The organism is Lacrimispora sp. YZC11 (assembly GCF_057543815.1).
The window spans coordinates 1-16,770 of the sequence record NZ_BAAJYQ010000020.1 but is presented as its reverse complement, the minus strand read 5'-3'; the positions used below and the strand labels follow the sequence as shown (position 1 = coordinate 16,770).

General features: G+C 41.8%; 15 protein-coding genes and 1 tRNA gene. 15 read left to right on the top strand and 1 reads right to left on the bottom strand.

Translation table 11 applies throughout. The annotated features are described in order from the left end of the window. Positions 1–157: 157 nt before the first annotated feature. The 5 genes from AC27IJ_RS21645 (at position 158) to AC27IJ_RS21625 (ending at position 7,487) form a co-directional block, all read left to right on the top strand. Complete coding sequence (locus AC27IJ_RS21645; RefSeq protein ID WP_312440771.1) at positions 158–367, top strand: RNA-binding S4 domain-containing protein; 210 nt, start codon at positions 158–160, stop codon at positions 365–367. Between the two features lie 8 nt (positions 368–375). After that, positions 376–1,461: a DNA replication/repair protein RecF gene (gene recF, locus AC27IJ_RS21640; RefSeq protein ID WP_312440770.1), complete on the top strand. Its 1,086-nt coding sequence runs from the start codon at positions 376–378 to the stop codon at positions 1,459–1,461. Positions 1,462–1,482: 21 nt separating this feature from the next. Beyond that, entirely contained in the window at positions 1,483–3,396 is a 1,914-nt protein-coding gene (gene gyrB, locus AC27IJ_RS21635; RefSeq protein ID WP_312440769.1) for a DNA topoisomerase (ATP-hydrolyzing) subunit B, read from the top strand. A gap of 14 nt (positions 3,397–3,410) precedes the next feature. Next, on the top strand, positions 3,411–5,981 hold the full coding sequence (gene gyrA, locus AC27IJ_RS21630) for a DNA gyrase subunit A (RefSeq protein ID WP_312440768.1): 2,571 nt from the start codon (positions 3,411–3,413) through the stop codon (positions 5,979–5,981). Positions 5,982–6,170: 189 nt separating this feature from the next. Further along, positions 6,171–7,487, top strand: a complete 1,317-nt coding sequence (locus tag AC27IJ_RS21625; protein ID WP_487150764.1) for a hemolysin family protein — start codon at positions 6,171–6,173, stop codon at positions 7,485–7,487. 80 nt (positions 7,488–7,567) lie between these two features. On the opposite strand, the gene AC27IJ_RS21620 is transcribed toward AC27IJ_RS21625, so the two are convergent. Further along, entirely contained in the window at positions 7,568–9,487 is a 1,920-nt protein-coding gene (locus tag AC27IJ_RS21620) for a BglG family transcription antiterminator (RefSeq protein ID WP_487150762.1), read from the bottom strand. 222 nt (positions 9,488–9,709) lie between these two features. On the opposite strand from AC27IJ_RS21620, the gene AC27IJ_RS21615 reads away from it, so the two are divergent. The 10 genes from AC27IJ_RS21615 to AC27IJ_RS21570 all read left to right on the top strand — a co-directional run bounded on the left by AC27IJ_RS21615 (position 9,710) and on the right by AC27IJ_RS21570 (position 16,530). After that, positions 9,710–10,015: a PTS sugar transporter subunit IIB gene (locus AC27IJ_RS21615; RefSeq protein WP_312440765.1), complete on the top strand. Its 306-nt coding sequence runs from the start codon at positions 9,710–9,712 to the stop codon at positions 10,013–10,015. A gap of 18 nt (positions 10,016–10,033) precedes the next feature. After that, positions 10,034–11,293, top strand: coding sequence for a PTS sugar transporter subunit IIC (locus tag AC27IJ_RS21610; RefSeq protein WP_312440764.1), 1,260 nt, complete (start codon positions 10,034–10,036; stop codon positions 11,291–11,293). A gap of 22 nt (positions 11,294–11,315) precedes the next feature. Beyond that, a complete protein-coding gene (locus AC27IJ_RS21605; protein ID WP_487150759.1) occupies positions 11,316–11,657 on the top strand; it encodes a PTS lactose/cellobiose transporter subunit IIA in 342 nt (113 codons plus the stop codon). Positions 11,658–11,689: 32 nt separating this feature from the next. Continuing rightward, positions 11,690–13,126, top strand: a complete 1,437-nt coding sequence (locus AC27IJ_RS21600) for a glycoside hydrolase family 1 protein (RefSeq protein ID WP_487150757.1) — start codon at positions 11,690–11,692, stop codon at positions 13,124–13,126. A gap of 13 nt (positions 13,127–13,139) precedes the next feature. Next, positions 13,140–13,412: an HPr family phosphocarrier protein gene (locus AC27IJ_RS21595; RefSeq protein WP_312440761.1), complete on the top strand. Its 273-nt coding sequence runs from the start codon at positions 13,140–13,142 to the stop codon at positions 13,410–13,412. Positions 13,413–13,605: 193 nt separating this feature from the next. After that, on the top strand, positions 13,606–14,037 hold the full coding sequence (locus tag AC27IJ_RS21590) for an RrF2 family transcriptional regulator (protein WP_312440760.1): 432 nt from the start codon (positions 13,606–13,608) through the stop codon (positions 14,035–14,037). Between the two features lie 178 nt (positions 14,038–14,215). After that, positions 14,216–15,058 (top strand): fumarate hydratase, encoded by an 843-nt coding sequence (locus AC27IJ_RS21585; protein ID WP_331662831.1) that lies wholly within the window; start codon positions 14,216–14,218, stop codon positions 15,056–15,058. 26 nt (positions 15,059–15,084) lie between these two features. Then, positions 15,085–15,636 carry a Fe-S-containing hydro-lyase gene (locus tag AC27IJ_RS21580; protein WP_312502529.1) on the top strand — a complete coding sequence of 184 codons (552 nt, stop codon included), beginning with the start codon at positions 15,085–15,087 and terminating at the stop codon, positions 15,634–15,636. Positions 15,637–15,642: 6 nt separating this feature from the next. Further along, a complete protein-coding gene (locus tag AC27IJ_RS21575) occupies positions 15,643–16,356 on the top strand; it encodes a lysophospholipid acyltransferase family protein (RefSeq protein ID WP_312440758.1) in 714 nt (237 codons plus the stop codon). Between the two features lie 86 nt (positions 16,357–16,442). After that, positions 16,443–16,530: transfer RNA gene (locus AC27IJ_RS21570), tRNA-Ser, on the top strand. Positions 16,531–16,770: the final 240 nt, after the last annotated feature.

Below are 16,770 nucleotides of genomic sequence, written 5' to 3'. Positions count from 1 at the left end.
AAAAAGAGGGGAGCTGGCATTGTGCCCTATAGACATGGGAAATAGAGAGAAACGCCCTACGGGCATACCGTAATGCCCTAAAGACATGGGAAATAGAGAGGAACGCCCTACGGGCATACCTTAATGCCCAAAAAGCATGGGCAGTAGAGAGGAAATTATGGAGACAATCAAGTTAAGGGATGAATACATCAAGCTTGGACAGGCCTTAAAGGCTGCCGGTGCGGTGGGATCAGGTGTTGATGCCAAATTTGTCATTGAGGATGGACTTGTACGCGTCAACGGCCAGGTAGAATACCAGAGAGGGAAGAAATTAAGAGCCGGAGACGTAGTCACATTTGAAGGTAATACCATCAAAATTGAGGAATAACACCATCCATGATAATTGAATCGATAGAGCTTAAGAATTACCGCAACTATGATGAATTACATATGGATTTTAGTCAGGGAACCAATATACTCTATGGGGACAATGCCCAGGGGAAAACAAATGTCTTAGAAGCAATCTATGTCTGTGCTACGACAAGATCCCACAGAGGGAGCAAGGATAAGGAAATCATACAGTTTGACAGGGATGAGTCGCATATCAAGCTAAACATCAGAAAGAAAGATATTCCATACCGGATTGACATGCATTTGAAGAAGAATAAAGCCAAAGGCGTGGCAGTGAACGGCGTTCCCATAAGGAAGGCCAGTGAATTGTTTGGAATAGTCAATGTTGTATTTTTTTCTCCGGAAGACTTAAATCTCATAAAAAATGGGCCGGCCGAAAGGCGCCGGTTCGTTGATTTAGAATTATGTCAACTAAATAAACTTTACGTCCATTCCCTTGTACAATATAACCGGATCGTGACGCAGCGCAATAAACTGTTAAAAGATATGGCTTTCCGGCCTGATTATGAGGAAACCCTGGATATATGGGACATGCAGCTGGTCCAGTATGGAAAGGAAATGATAGGGTACCGGAAAGAATTTATAGAACAGCTGGATGGAATCATCGAACCTATCCACGGTCATCTTTCCGGGGAAAAGGAAACTCTGCGCATCCTTTATGAGCCAAATGTAGAGGCGGATGCGTTTGAAGATGTCATAAGGCGAAGCAGACAGCAGGATATTAAGCAGAAAACCACACTTACCGGTCCCCACCGGGATGATTTAAGTTTCATCATCAACGGAATCGACATTCGCCGGTTCGGTTCCCAGGGGCAGCAGAGGACAGCGGCTTTATCTTTAAAGCTTGCAGAAATAGAACTGGTAGAAAAAACAGTACATGATTATCCCATCCTTCTGCTGGATGATGTATTATCAGAACTGGACAGCAGCAGACAAAATCAATTACTTGCAGGAATCAATCATATACAGACCGTGATCACTTGTACGGGGCTGGAAGAATTTGTAAGAAACCGGTTTCCCGTCGATAAGATATTCCGGGTGGTAAGCGGTACAGTAGGCAGTGAAAATTAATTCAGGAGGAAGCGTGCAAATATGAGTCAAGAATATGGTGCAGATCAAATCCAGATATTAGAGGGTCTTGAGGCAGTAAGAAAAAGACCTGGTATGTATATCGGCAGTACATCCACAAGGGGACTTCATCATCTGGTTTACGAGATCGTGGACAATGCGGTGGATGAGGCTCTGGCAGGATATTGCGACAGCATAGAGGTGATTGTCCATCCTGACAATTCCATTACAGTCGTGGATGACGGACGAGGGATCCCCGTAGGAATCCAGAAAAAGGCCGGGATACCGGCGGTAGAGGTGGCTTTTACCATTCTCCATGCCGGCGGCAAATTTGGCGGCGGGGGATACAAGGTTTCCGGCGGCCTTCATGGCGTGGGCGCTTCTGTAGTAAATGCTCTTTCCCAGTGGCTTGAGGTGGAAATCCGCCAGGATGGAAAGATCTATAAACAGCGTTATGAAAAGGGAAAGACCATGTACCCCTTAAAAGTCATAGGAGAGTGTGACCCTGCTGAGCATGGAACAAAGGTTACCTTCCTTCCCGATGATGATATTTTTGAAGAAACGGTCTTTGATTATGATACCTTAAAGATCCGTCTCCGTGAAACTGCATTTTTAACAAAAAACTTAAAGATTATTCTGAAAGATGAGAGAGAGGATAATCATGAGCACGTGTTCCATTATGAAGGGGGCATCAAGGAGTTTGTCGCCTATTTAAACAAGGGAAAAACCTTTCTTTATGATCAGGTTTTTTACTGCGAAGGGACAAAGGACGGCATCTATGTTGAGATTGCCATGCAGCACAATGATTCCTATACAGAAAATATTTATAGCTTTGTCAATAACATCAATACTCCGGAAGGAGGAACCCATCTGGCTGGCTTTAAGAATGCTCTGACAACCACCTTAAATGATTATGCCAGAAAGAACAAGCTGTTAAAGGAAAATGAAACGAACCTGTCCGGTGAGGACATCAGGGAAGGTTTGACGGCCATTATAAGTGTTAAGATCGAGGAACCTCAGTTTGAGGGCCAGACAAAGCAGAAATTAGGAAACAGCGAGGTAAGGGGGGCGGTAGATAACCTCTTAAGGGAACAGTTTACCTATTATTTAGAGCAGAATCCAAGCCTTTCAAAAATTATATGCGACAAATCCATCCTCGCTCAGCGGGCAAGAGCTGCGGCCAGAAAGGCCAGGGATTTAACCAGGAGAAAAACCGCCCTTGAGGGGATGGCCCTTCCCGGAAAGCTCGCGGACTGTTCCGATAAAAATCCGGAAAATTGCGAAATCTACATCGTAGAGGGAGACAGTGCCGGTGGTTCTGCAAAGACGGCCCGTTCCAGAAACACCCAGGCCATCCTTCCTTTGCGAGGAAAAATCCTTAACGTTGAGAAGGCAAGGCTTGACAGGATTTATGCCAATGCGGAAATAAGAGCTATGATTACCGCATTTGGAACAGGAATCCATGAGGACTTTGATTTAAGCAAATTAAGATATCATAAAATCATCATCATGACCGATGCCGACGTGGATGGTGCCCATATCAGCACCTTGCTTCTCACCTTTTTATACCGCTTCATGCCGGAACTTATCCGGGAAGGCTATGTATATCTGGCACAGCCTCCTTTATTCAAGGTGGAAAAAAATAAAAAGGTATGGTATGCCTACGACGTTGAGGAACTAAATTCCATCCTGAAGGAAATCGGCCGTGACAACAACAATAAGATCCAGCGTTATAAAGGTCTGGGAGAGATGGACGCAGAACAGCTCTGGGAAACCACCATGGATCCGGAACGAAGAGTCCTTCTGCGTGTTGTCATGAATGAGGACACCACATCCGAAATGGATTTAACCTTTACCACCTTAATGGGCGATCAGGTAGAGCCAAGACGTGAATTTATCGAAGCCAACGCCAAATACGTACAGAATCTTGATGTTTAATTGGAGGAAATAAAATGGAACCAAATATCTTTGATAAAGTTCATGATGTGGACCTAAAAAAGACCATGGAAAAATCTTATATCGATTATGCCATGAGCGTCATTGTTTCCAGAGCCCTGCCTGATGTAAGAGACGGTTTGAAGCCGGTTCAGCGTAGAGTCCTGTATTCCATGATCGAGCTCAACAACGGTCCTGATAAGCCACACCGTAAATGTGCCCGTATCGTCGGTGATACCATGGGTAAATACCATCCTCATGGCGACAGCTCCATTTACGGAGCCCTGGTTAATTTGGCACAGGAGTGGTCTACCAGATATCCGTTGGTGGATGGCCATGGAAACTTCGGTTCTGTGGATGGAGACGGAGCGGCTGCCATGCGATATACGGAAGCCCGCTTAAGTAAGATTTCCATGGAGATGCTTGCGGATATCAACAAAGATACCGTTGATTTCAGCCCTAACTTTGACGAGACAGAGAGGGAGCCGGATGTCCTTCCGTCACGTTATCCCAATCTTCTGGTAAATGGTACCTCAGGCATTGCCGTTGGTATGGCTACCAATATCCCTCCTCACAACTTGAGAGAGGTCATCAATGCGGTTGTTCATATTATTGACAATCAGGTGGAAGAAAACAGGGAAACCACCATGGAAGAAATCCTGGAAATCATCAAAGGGCCGGATTTCCCAACCGGAGCAACCATCCTGGGAAAGCGGGGAATTGAAGAAGCTTACCGCACAGGAAGGGGAAAAATCCGTGTCAGGGCTGTCAGCGACATTGAAGCCATGGCAAATGGAAAAAGCCGGATCATTGTAACCGAACTCCCATACATGGTCAATAAAGCCCGTCTCATTGAAAAGATTGCTGAGCTGGTAAAGGATAAGAAAGTAGATGGCATTACCGATTTACGGGATGAGTCCGACCGTTCCGGTATGAGGATCTGCATTGAGCTTCGCCGGGATGCAAATGCCAATGTAATACTTAATCAGCTGATCAAGCATACCCAGCTTCAGGATACCTTTGGCGTGATCATGATTGCTCTTGTTAAAAATAGTTCCGGTGTTCTGGAGCCAAAGGTCTTAAACATCCTTCAGATGTTAAATTATTATCTGGATCATCAGAAGGAAGTGGTAACCAGAAGAATCCGTTATGATTTAAATAAGGCGGAAGAGAGAGCCCATATTTTGCAAGGCTTGCTCATTGCCTTAGATAATATTGACGAAGTCATCAGGATCATCCGCGGTTCGGCAAATGTCCAGACAGCCAAGGCAGAACTCATGAGCCGTTTCGGCTTAAGCGATGTCCAGTCTCAGGCAATCGTGGATATGCGTTTGAGAGCTCTTACCGGTCTGGAAAGAGAAAAACTTGAGAACGAATACAGGGAACTGGAAGCCAGGATTGCAGAATTAAAGGCCATCCTTGCTGATGAGAAAAAGCTTTTAGCAGTGATCAAGGAGGAAATATCCATCATTTCCGCAAAATATGGAGATGACAGAAGAACCTCCATCGGCTTTGACGAATACGATATGTCCATGGAAGACTTGATTCCCGATGAAAGCACCATCGTCGCCATGACAAAACTGGGATACATTAAGAGGATGTCTATAGACAACTTCAAGAACCAGAACCGGGGCGGCAGGGGAATCAAGGGAATGCAGACCATTGACCAGGATTACATCGAGGATCTGATGATGACAACAACCCATCATTACCTGATGTTCTTTACCAATACAGGCCGTGTTTACCGGTTAAAGACCTATATGATCCCGGAAGGAAGCAGAACATCCAGAGGAACCGCCATTGTGAACCTTCTGCAGATGCTTCCAGGAGAGAGCATTACGGCTATCATCCCCATGAAAGAATACGACGATGACAAGTTCTTATTCATGGCAACCAGAAACGGAATGGTAAAGAAAACACCTATGATGGAATATGCCAATGTCCGTAAGAACGGCCTCCAGGCCATTGTCCTTCGGGAAAATGATGAACTGATTGAGGTTAAGGCAACCGACGATACAAAGGATATTTTCCTGGTAACTAGAAAGGGTCAGTGCATCCGGTTCCATGAAAAGGATGTCCGTATAACAGGCCGTGTATCCATGGGTGTTATCGGTATGAAGCTCAATGATGATGACAAGGTTGTAGGCATGCAGAAGGAATCCCAGGGACCAAAGCTTTTGATCGTATCTGCCAATGGTATGGGCAAACGTACTCCAATTGAAGAATTTACTCCTCAAAGAAGAGGCGGAAAGGGTGTTCTGTGCTATAAGATCACAGAAAAGACCGGAGATATTGTTGGAGCCAAGTTAGTTGAAGATGACCATGATCTCCTTCTGATCACAACGGAAGGCATTGTGATCCGCATTTCTGTCAATGATATCTCTGTTATCGGCAGAAACACTTCCGGAGTGAGACTGATGAACATTGACCATGATTCTGATATCAAAGTTGCCAGCATTGCAAAGGTACGGGATGACGGCAGCAAGTCCGACGGTGAAGGACTGGAAGAACTGGATATTATGGATGAAGAAATTCCGGAAGAAATCGTTGAAATCGTTGAAAGTGATGAAGCTCCGGAAGAAGAATAAAAAATTTAATACCAATAGGTATGGTAATATTTAATTTTTTATATTATAATATGTACCATCAATAATCAGCAGTAAATGACTTTGAATGCAGCAATATTAACTTTACTGCATCCAAAGTCTTTTCTTTATTGAAATTCAGCAGGAAAATCCTGCATGGACGAATGTCCTAAAAAAAGGAGGAATACCAGCTTGGACAGTGACCCAGGCGCGGCGCAGATAGCCGCACAGATATTATTATTAATTACTTTGACCTTAATGAATGCGTTCTTCGCGGGAGCAGAAATGGCTGTTGTATCAGTCAACAAAAACAGGATCCGGATGCTGGCTGACAGCGGAAATAAGAAGGCAGCCCTGATTCAAAAGCTTTCCGAGGATTCAACCGGTTTTCTTTCAACCATCCAGGTAGCCATAACCTTTGCAGGTTTCTTTTCCAGTGCATCGGCGGCAACAGGAATTTCACAGATACTGGGAGTAAAGTTGCTGGCTTTGGGAATTCCCTACAGCCGCAGTATTGCCATGGTGACAGTAACCATTATCCTGTCTTATTTTAACCTGGTATTTGGAGAACTGGTGCCTAAAAGGATTGCATTGCAAAAGGCGGAATGGTTCAGCTTATTCGCTGTACGCCCTATTTACGCCGTATCAAAAGTCATGGCTCCGTTCATAAAGCTTCTTTCAGTGTCAACCAATGGAATCTTAAAGCTTCTTGGCATGAAGACGGATAATCTGGAGGAAGAAATTTCTGAGGAAGAAATACGTTCCATGCTTCAGATGGGGCGGGAAAGCGGTGTATTCAATAAAATCGAAGAGGATATGATCACTTCTATTTTTCTCTTTGATGATAAAAGGGCCAGAGAAATCATGACCCCCAGACAGGATATGGTGGCAGTGGATATTAAAAATCCCATGGAGCTGGTCCTTAATGAAATACTGGACAGCAGACATTCCAGAATTCCGGTTTATGAAGAAGAAATTGATAATATTATCGGTATTTTGTCCATGAAGGACTTTATAATTGAAATGAATAAGTATGATCAGGCGGGTGTCGATATCCGTACCATCATGCAGAAGCCTTTTTTTATACCGGAAAATAAAAAGACAGATGATTTATTTCTGGAAATGAAAAAAAGTAAGACTAAAATGGCCATCCTGGTGGATGAGTACGGAGGAGTTTCCGGTCTTATCACCATGGAGGATTTGATAGAAGAAATTGTAGGAGATATTCCGGATGAATATGATGATTGGGAACCGGAGCTGATAGAAATGGAACCTAATGTCTATAAGGCGACAGGAAGTATATCTCTGTATGATTTGGATGAGGTGCTTCATGAAGAAATAGAAAGCTCCTGCGATACATTGTCAGGATATCTGATCGAAATACTTGGTTTTATTCCAAAGAAATCTCAGCTTCCATTGGAACTGGAGGATGAAAAAAATCTTTATACCATTTTAGAAATGGATGATAAAGTAATAAAGAATGCCATTGTCCGGATTAAGGATAAATAATTTAATATAATCATAAAAAAAGTTGTCCAGCTTAAAAAGCTAGGACAACTTTTTTTTTTGAGCGGACATGAAGTTCTGTACTAGAAGGTCACTTCCAGGTTATCGGTCAGCATTTGGATGAAAGTTTCATGGTCTTTGACCTGAATCAGTTTTTTAATGAATTCCCTGTCCGTAAGCATCATGGTGAGAGGCTCAAAGATTTCATTAAAAATATATCGGTCATTCTTGTTAAAGCACATCATGATGATCAAGTAAACAGGCTTTCCGTTCCATGAGACAGGAGAATCTGAAATCAAAATATTCAGTCCGGTTTTTTCCGCATGCATTTTTATTGCATGAGGGATTGCAAAATCATGAAAAGCGGTGGAAGATAGTTTTTCGCGCATGTAAATATCTTCCCTGAATGTTTCGTTTACATAACCCATCCGGTACATCTTGCCGGTCAGATATTCAATTGCATCCCTCTCAGTTTTTAAATCATTTCTTCTTTCAAAGAATTCAGGGATAATCAGTAATTCCAGATAATTTTTAAAGGTCGCTTTTCTTTTGTTGATTCTTACGGAAGTAATTTTATTTCTGATCACAGATATGTCCTTATCCGTAAAAAACATTCCGATATGGACGATATCCACTCCATAATAGCCGTGAAGCGGTACCGTAGACATAATAAAATCGTATTTAGGAACCTGTTCCAGTAAGGTATCATCCGTTATGATGTTGGTTATCAGCATCTCACAGGAAAAGTGCTGGTTGATGGTATCTGTCAGACGTACATTTAAATCATAATAGTTCGGGCAGTATAAAACAGCAGTCACCTTTTTATTAAGGTTTTTTTGTGCTTCCAGCGTGCTTCCTAAGTGAAAGGTGATATATGCGATTTCATCGTCATTTATGATAATCCCTGTACGGTCTTTGATAATTCCGGATAAATATACGGAGACATCATAAATTAGTGGGCAGGATGTTTTAATTTCTTCCGTTAAAGGATTTTTTGAAAATTGCTGGTTCTTTGATCTTTGAAGTAAATTTCTTATATGAATGGCAAACCGAATCAGGAATTCAGGTTCTGATAAATCAATATAGTAATAGGCATTGACTGACTGGATCATCTCCTCCACCAGGTCAAAGCATTCCTTACCGATAAAGTCCTCTAAATTAGCGGTGGTTATGCTTTTATAATCAATGGTAGTAGCTCTGGAAATCAGCAGCAGGGCAAGTTCATAAATTTCCGCCTCACTATATGTGATATGAAAATGATTTTCTAATTCGTTTGTGACCTGACTTGCCAGCTCATATTCGTGATGCCGTATCTGAGCCAGTTCCTGAACATCCTGGTTATTGACATTGTGATTTTTTATCCTGTCGATGGCTATGGTGATGTGGAGAACAATATTGATCAGAGAATAGTCATTGACAAAATACTGGTATTTATCAAAGATATTCAGCAATGTATTTTTAATATATTCAATTTCAATATCAGGAAATACATGCTGTATGGTTTTCAGGCTTACAAAGTTAATGTTGGATTCATCGTATAAAATAGAGCTTAGCAGACGGCGCTTGTTTTTTTCCAGTCCCTCAATGGACAAATTGTCCTTTTGATTCACAAGCCTTAAATCAAACGGACTCAGCTTCTTTTTTACAGCTCCCAGTTCATTTTTTAAAGTGGAGTAGCTGATGTATATGGTATCGCATAAGTCGTATGCATCAATGCCGGCTTCCTGTTTGATCAGAAGATTGATAATATAAACCAGTCTTTCCTGGGAGGACTGGGGGATGTGAGTGCCGGAATCATTTAATAATTTTCTTCCGGTCTCCGCTTGGATAGAATACCCCTTCCTGGATGAGCGGATCGTCTGAGGATGGTTGTTATTGATCTCTGAAATATAATTTTTAATGCTGCGTTCCGATACCCCCATCTCAGCAGCTAAAGCAGAAGCAGTCATTTCGTTTGTGTGCATTAGCATAATACGAATTAATTTTAATAGTTTTGGCCCCATTGTAAAATCCTCCTTCTGTCTATTATAAGAGTATAGAAAGGATTTTTCCACCAAAGTTTTGCACGCTCCATGTGCAAATGTCTGGTGGAATTGTAAGTGGAAAAAAGTCATAATGAATACATCAAAGAAATTATGAAAACTAAAAATGTTTTCAGCATCTTATGAGGGGATACAAACCGCTTCTCATAAACCATAGTATACAGATAAAGGAGGATTTTATTTATGTTAAATGTTTTACTAGTTTGCGGATCTGGTGCAAGCTCCGGGTTTATGGCAGCTAATATTAGAAAGGCAGCGGCCGCAAGAAAAATGGAGATCAGCGTAAAGGCCAGAGGGGAAAGTGAAATTGAGAATTATATTGATGAAATTGATGCTCTTATGGTAGGACCGCACCTGGCTTATATTTTGGATGAAATTGAAGAATATACGGGCGGAAAGGATGTTAAGGTGATCTTAATGAAGCCGGAATATTATTCAACATTAAATGGAGAGATGGCCTTGGATCATTTGATGAGCGAAATGAGCTGAGGGAAAAGGAGGAGAAAAATGAAACAGTTAATTCATTGGTTAGAGCACAGTTTTGCACCGAAAATGAACAAAATTAATAACAATGTCTGGGTTACCACCTTAAAAGATTCCATCATGCAGGTGCTTCCATTTATTTTGTTAGGATCAATATTTTGCTTTTTAACTGTTCCGGGAGAAGTGTTTGGCTGGCAATGGTGGCCTAATTTCTGGACTCCCTTTGGCTGGACAATGGGATTGTTATCATTGTTCATTGCATTTTTGATACCGTTTAATTTAATGGAAAAAAAGCGCCTGCGCAAACAAAGGATCATTGCGGCACTTTCCGGTGTGGTGGCATTTTTAATTATTATATCTCCCCAGGTGATCAAAGATGGTGTGCCAGGATTCCAGCATGCATCCTTAGGAGCCGGAGGCATGTTTGTTGCAATTACCGCAGGTGTGTTCTCAGGTTTTATTATGGGGATTTTCGGAAAGTTCTCATTTTTTAAGGAGACTTCCGTGATCCCAGACTTTGTAAGGGCATGGTTTGATTCCATGCTGCCGGCGGGTATCGTTGTTTGTACTCTTTGGATTTTGGTAGATTTGCTTGGAATTGATATTTATAATCTTCTTCTGGCGCTATTTATGCCGATTTCCAATGTTATGCAGACCCCCTGGGGATTTGCTCTTTCCCTTTTTCTTGTTTGTTTTTTATATTCACTTGGAATTTCAAGCTGGGTTCTTACACCGGTCTATAAACCGGCGATGCTCATGGCTATTACTGCTAATGTAAGTATGGTAGCGGCCGGAACAGCTACCCATGAGACATTGAATCTGGTCACTGATCCTACGGTATACTCTGCTTATCTATGGATCGGCGGAATCGGATGTACATTGCCGCTGGTTATTATGCTCATATTTGCAAAAAGCAATAAATTGAGGGCATTGGGACGCGCCTGTCTAGTACCTGCAATTTTTAATATTAATGAACCGGTAGTATTCGGATGTATTGCATGGAATCCGATTATGATGATTCCTATGTGGCTGATGGGAATCGTACTTCCTACGGTAGTATGGATTTTTACAAAGGTAATTCCATTCGCACCTATTCCTACAAGGGTTTTTGATATGTGGTATTGTCCTTTCCCCATTTCCACATGGCTGACAACGGGAAGTATCAAAGGTATTATTTTAATGGCCGTCTGTGCTTTGCTTTCAACCGTAATATGGTATCCATTCTTCCGTATCTATGACAGTCAAGAGACAGAAGCAGAGAAAAAAGCAGTGGAAAAGAAATAGAATAATAAGAAGGGTGATTAAAATGGATGAAAAAACACTAGAATCTGCAATGAGCATTATTATGAATGCGGGAGATGCACGCTTATTGTGCAAGGAAGCATTGACAGCCATTGCTGATCAGGATTTTATTTTGGCAAATGAAAAGATGAAGGAAGCACAGAAAAAGATTACAGAGGCACATCGGATCCAGACAGATGCCATCCAGGGAGAGACCAGAGGAGAAAAAACGGAGTATTCATTGATTTTCGCCCATGCACAGGATACGTTAATGACCATATACAGTGAAATCAATATAGCAAAACAAATGATTAAAATCTTTGAGAATTGGGAAAAGCGTTTATCACGCCTGGAAAATAAAGAATGAACCAGTAAAGTCAGGATGGAAAGGAGAACATCATGAAGAAAGTACCAAATGGTTTCCCATCAAATTTCATGTGGGGAGGCGCTGTTGCGGCAAATCAGCTGGAGGGAGCTTATGACTCTGACGGCAAGGGGCTTTGCCTGGCAGATATTAATGAGTTTCAAAAGGATCTGCCCATTGAAAAACGTTCCAACGGGGAAATAACCAGAGCATATATAGAGGAAGCCTTAGAAAACAGTGATAAAAATTTCCCAAAAAGGAGAGGCATCGATTTTTACCATACCTATCCTGAAGATTTAAAAATGCTGGCTGATCTGGGATTTAAAACATTCAGAACTTCCATTAACTGGGCCAGAATCTTTCCAAATGGAGATGATGCGCAGCCAAATGAGAAGGGACTTGAATTTTATGATAAATTATTTGATGAGATCATTAAAAACGGCATGGAGCCAATGATCACTATTTCTCATTACGAGATGCCTCTTCATCTGACCACTGCATACCAGGGCTGGTATTCCAGAGAAACCATTGATTTTTTTGTAAAGTATTGCAAAACAGTATTTGACCGGTATGCCGGTAAAGTAAAGTACTGGATCATTGTCAATCAGATTAATTTAATCGGACATGAGTCATTTAATCACCTTGGAATTGCAGAAGATACGGTTGATGATCTCTTTTCTGCAAAATATCAGGCAGTCCATCATGAGATGGTGGCATGTGCCAGGGCCACAAAGTATGCCCATGAAAAACATCCTGAAATGCAGATCGGCATGATGCTGTGCGGCGGGCCGGAATATGCTGCCACATGCAAGTCCGAGGATGTTTTAGCCACATTGAAGCATAATCAAATGGAGTATTTTTTTGCCGATGTATTGCTCCGGGGATTTTATCCAGGCTATGCGTACCGTTTCTTTGAGGACTGGAATATTAAGCTTACATTTGAAGACGGTGATGAAGAGGATTTAAATAATACGGCTGACTTTTTCTCATTCTCTTATTACTATACCCAGATATGTTCAAAGGAAAGCTATGAGACGGGAAATGAGGTATACAGGAATAAACAGCTGCCGGCAAACCCGTGGGGCTGGACCATTGATCCCATTGGGCTCAGGATCTTATTAAATGAATTTTATGACAGATACCAAAAGCCGATTTATATAACGGAAAATGGAGTAGGATACTATGATGAAGTAGAAAATGGCGAAATCCATGATTCCTACAGAGTGGATTATCTCCGGGCACATATTGAGCAGATGAAGGAAGCCATTCGTGACGGGGTGGATCTAAGAGGTTATTATGCATGGGGGCCCATTGATATTGTTTCCTGCTCTTCTTGCGAAATGAGCAAACGTTATGGTTTTATTTATGTAGATTATGACGATTATGGAAAAGGAACAGGGAAAAGAATCAAAAAGGACAGTTATGCATGGATGAAAAAAGTGATTGCATCGGGTGGTGAAGATCTGGCTTAACAGGAGGTGCTTTGTGAAGCAGTTTGAATTTATAGTACAGGATGCAATGGGGATTCATGCCAGATCGGCAGGAGATATGGCTGCGGAAGCCAAGAAATATACCTCTCATATCCTATTAATAAAAGAAAAAATGGAAGCGGACCTAAAAAATCCCCTTGCTATTATGAGATTAGCCGTCAAACAGGAAGAACGGGTGACAATAACAGTCGCTGGGGAAGATGAAAACCAGGCGATTAAAGAGTTAAAAAACCTGACAGTAAAAATTGGATTATCCAAAAACCGCTGAATTCCATGAAGTAAGGGAAGTCCGCTTGACATTGATCCGTCAAATTGATAAAATATAAACTGAAACTATATCAATTACAGATCAAGGAGGTTCGATTTGCTTAACGGCTCATCGAACGGCTGATTTTCTAAGTTCAGTCCGCACTACATTTGACTTCACTAAGAAAATTAAGCCCATGAAATAGGGGATTCGTATGACAAGTGAGTTTGCAGTAGCGGTTCATGGAATAGTTTATTTAAATCAGAGGAAGACCACCATTTCCAGTGAAGAACTGGCTTCCAATGTATGCACCAATCCTGCCCGGGTAAGAAAAGTGATGGCAAAATTAAAAAAAGCCGGAATTATCACAACAAAGGAAGGGCTGGAGGGCGGCTATCATATTGCAAAAGATTCCTCCGAAGTTAATTTAAGAAGCATTTGTGAAGCTTTGGAAGTTACCTTTGTATCTTCTTCCTGGAAATCCGGAAATGTAGATACCCCCTGTATGATTGCCTCTGGAATGTCAGGGGTCATGGATGAAATCTATGGGGATTTAAACGAGCTTTGCAGAAAAAGAATGGAAGAGATCACGATAAAAGATATTCAGGAAAAGCTGATCCGGAACCGCCTTGATTCTAAGACATGAGTTTTTAATAATAACAAATAGCTTTTGGGTGAATTTAAAGTGAACCGGTTTTCCTTTAAATAAGGCAGGGAATGATAAATAAAACATTCCCTGCCTTATTTTGTGTTTGAACTTGATTTCACAATAAGAATCATTTATGATGAAATAAAACAAAGGGCCTGCATGTATGGAGGGTTATATGATAAGAACGGTTAGAATTGAAGAAATAACGAAGAACGTGAAAGAAATGTGTATAGAAGCCAACCATGTGCTCTCAAGTGATATGGAAAGGATATTTCTTAAGGCAGTGGATGAAGAAACATCACCCCTTGGCAGACAGGTGCTCTGCCAGCTGAAGGAAAACTTAAAAATTGCGGGAGAAGATATGATTCCCATTTGCCAGGATACTGGAATGGCAGTGATTTTTGTAAAGATAGGGCAGGATGTACATATAGAAGGCGGTAATCTTACCGATGCTATAAATCAGGGAGTAAGAGAAGGATATGGAGAAGGATACTTAAGAAAATCTGTCGTGGAGCCGGTAGAGCGTGTGAACACAAAGGATAATACTCCTGCTGTCATCCATTATGAAATAGTGGACGGAGATAGGATTGATATTACAGTTGCTCCCAAAGGGTTTGGAAGTGAAAACATGAGCCGCATATTCATGTTAAAGCCTGCGGATGGCTTGGAAGGAATCAAGGATTCCATATTATCTGCCGTTAAGGAAGCCGGACCAAATGCATGCCCTCCTATGGTTGTCGGAGTGGGAATCGGCGGAACCTTTGAAAAATGTGCTCAGTTAGCAAAGCAGGCTTTGACCAGGGATGTTGAGAATCGGTCCCGGGTTCCGTATGTGAAGGAACTGGAATCAGAGATGCTTGAAAAGATCAACAAGCTTGGAATCGGACCCGGGGGTCTGGGGGGAAGGATTACCGCTCTGGCTGTAAACATTGAAACCTATCCTACCCACATAGCCGGACTGCCCGTAGCAGTCAATATCTGCTGTCATGTAAACAGACATGCACACAGAGTCTTATAATGATTGAGCATAGAATGGAGGAAACCATGGATCATCACATAAAGGTACCGATCAGCAGGGAAGATGCAAAAGGCTTAAATGCAGGGGATTACGTTTATCTGACCGGGACCATTTATACTGCCCGGGATGCCGCTCATAAAAGAATGAAAGAAGCTTTGGATCAAAAGGGAAGTCTTCCCTTTGATATAGAAGGAAACATGATCTATTACATGGGACCATCCCCGGCCAGGGAAGGACGCCCCATCGGTTCCGCAGGACCGACCACAGCCAGCCGCATGGATAAGTACACTCCCCTTCTTCTTGATATGGGAATGGGGGGAATGATAGGAAAAGGGAAAAGAAGCAAAGAAGTCATTGAAGCCATCGTAAGAAACGAATCCATTTATTTTGCGGCGGTGGGAGGGGCTGGAGCTCTTCTTTCTAAATGTATCCTTGCCTCTGAAGTAATTGCTTATGAAGATTTAGGAACAGAGGCCATAAGGCGTCTGGAAATCAAAGACTTTCCAGTGGTGGTTGTCATAGACAGCAAAGGAAACAATTTATATGAAACAGCCATAGAAAGATACAGGGAGGATTAAAGAAAAATGAATCGTATCTTTTATATGGTAATAAGAAATCTTTTTCGTGTCCCCGTATGGTTTTACCGCATATGGAGGATGGGACTTCCGAAAGATACTCATACCGATGAGGAGCGCTATGATTACCTCCGCCATGTCGTGAAAACAGTAAACAGAACAGGGCGCATTAAGGTAGAAGTTCAGGGAATTGAGAATCTGCCTTCTGATAATGGCTTCATCCTGTTTCCTAACCATCAGGGATTGTTTGACGTGCTGGCTCTTATGGAAGCCTGCCCCAACCCTTTTAGTGTGGTAGTAAAGAAAGAAGCCGCCAAGATTATTTTAGTTAAACAGGTAATCAAAGCCCTGGATGGTTTTTCCATTGACCGTCAGGACATCAGGGCTTCTATGGAAATCATAACTAAGATGGCGGAAAAGGTAAAAATGGGAAAGAATTTTGCAATCTTCCCAGAGGGGACCCGCAGCCGTGAGGGAAATAAACTCCTGGCATTTAAGGGAGGAACCTTTAAAAGTGCTGTAAATGCCAAATGTCCCATTGTGCCGGTGGCGCTGATCGACTGTTTTAAACCCTTTGATGAGAATTCATCCAGGAAACAGACCGTACAGGTTTGCTTCTTAAAGCCGCTTTATGCGGAGGATTATCAGAACATGAAAACCATCCAGATTGCGGAAATGGTACACGACAAAATACAGGAAGAAATAAATCAAAAAATAGGTTGACAAGTCGAAATATATCTTGTATAATTGTCAATGCGTCTCGAAAAGATTTTCTTTGAGAGACCCATCATATGGAAAATATGAACTACGGAGAAATACTCAAGAGGCCGAAGAGGCGCCCCTGCTAAGGGTGTAGGTCGGGTAACCGGCGCGAGGGTTCAAATCCCTCTTTCTCCGCTCATTTCCAAATGATTATTTTTTACTTCTGGGCAGTGAAAAAAGTAGTTGACATGGTAATAAAGATGTGATACTATATACCAGTTGCCGAAAAGCAGTGAAAAAAGAAAATTAAAAAAGTGTTGACAGAACAGAAACGCTGTGATAAGATAAATGAGTTGCTGTAAAGAAAGAACAACACAAAGCACTTTGAAAACAGAAGATTGAACAGTATGTAAAACCCTGAAAATTCTAATAAAA